We start from the raw sequence: 1,102 nt of genomic DNA on the forward strand, positions 1-1,102 counted from the left end.
ACATCGGCGTCTACGTGGTGGCCTCGATCGCTGCCTGGGCGAGCAACGAGGCCGGCTGGGGCATCCCGCCGGTGATCGGCGTCGTGGTGGCGGTGGTCGGGGTGCTGGTCGTGCAGCGCGGCCGCCGCCCGGCGCCCGTCGGCTGAGCCGAGCAGGTGGGTGGGCGCGGCTCCCACGACCACCCACCTGCTCAGTAGTGGTAGCGAACTTGGAGGACGACGAGGTCGTCGCCCCGAACGGTGTAGACGAGCCGGTGCTCCTGGTCGATCCGGCGAGACCAGCAACCGGAGAGGTCCCCCCGCAGCCGTTCTGGCTTGCCCGCTCCGGCACCGGGATCGCGTACGGCCTCGTCGAGGAGCCGGTTGATGCGGAGCAGCACCTTCCGATCTCCCGCCCAACTCGTGTAGTCCTCCCACCCGTGCGTGGTGAAGACGATCCTCACGGGATGAGCTCGTGCGGCTCCGCTCCGCCGGTGGCCGCCTCAGCAAGGCTCTCGCGGAGCCGCTGTGCGTTCTTCGGGGACTGGAGCAGGTGCACCGTCTCCTTCAGTGAGTGGTACTCGTCCTCGGAGACGAGGAACGCCGTCCCCTTCTTGGACACGATCTCGACCGCGATCTGATCCGCGTTGACCTCTTCGATCAACGGGAACAGCCGCTGGCGCGCGTCGCTGGCAGTGATGGACACCGGACCTCCATCGGCAAGTGGTACGAGAAACTGTACCAGTCAGCCGAGGCCGAGGGAGCGGGCGATGAGCATCCGCTGCACCTCGCTCGTCCCCTCGCCGATCTCCAGGATCTTGGCGTCGCGGTAGAACCGGCCGACCGGGAACTCGGTCATGAACCCGTACCCGCCGTGCACCTGGGTGGCGTAGCGGGCGTTCTCCATCGCCATCTCCGAGCTGTACAGCTTGGCGATCGAGGCCTCCCGCTTGAACGGCTCGCCGCGCAGCATCTTCTCCGCCGCCCGGTAGTAGGCCAGCCGCGCGGTCGAGGCCCGCACCTCCATGTCGGCGATCATGAACTGCACCGCCTGGTTGCGGCCGATCGGCTGCCCGAACGCCTCCCGCTCCCCGGCGTACTTGACCGACTCGTCGACGCACCCC

Annotated in this window: 3 protein-coding genes; all 3 read right to left on the reverse strand. The window is 68.5% G+C overall.

All coding sequences use genetic code 11. The annotated features are described in order from the left end of the window. Positions 1-190: 190 nt before the first annotated feature. A complete protein-coding gene (locus G5C62_RS27215) occupies positions 191-442 on the reverse strand; it encodes a Txe/YoeB family addiction module toxin (RefSeq protein ID WP_164703440.1) in 252 nt (83 codons plus the stop codon). After that, positions 439-684 (reverse strand): type II toxin-antitoxin system Phd/YefM family antitoxin, encoded by a 246-nt coding sequence (locus tag G5C62_RS27220; RefSeq protein ID WP_164703441.1) that lies wholly within the window; start codon positions 682-684, stop codon positions 439-441. The genes G5C62_RS27215 and G5C62_RS27220 overlap by 4 nt, the downstream gene beginning before the upstream one ends. A 39-nt stretch (positions 685-723) precedes the next feature. Continuing rightward, a partial coding sequence (locus G5C62_RS27225) for an acyl-CoA dehydrogenase family protein (protein ID WP_277424829.1) occupies positions 724-1,102 on the reverse strand: 379 nt, incomplete at its 5' end.

The sequence above is a fragment of the Modestobacter sp. KNN46-3 genome, from assembly GCF_011039295.1.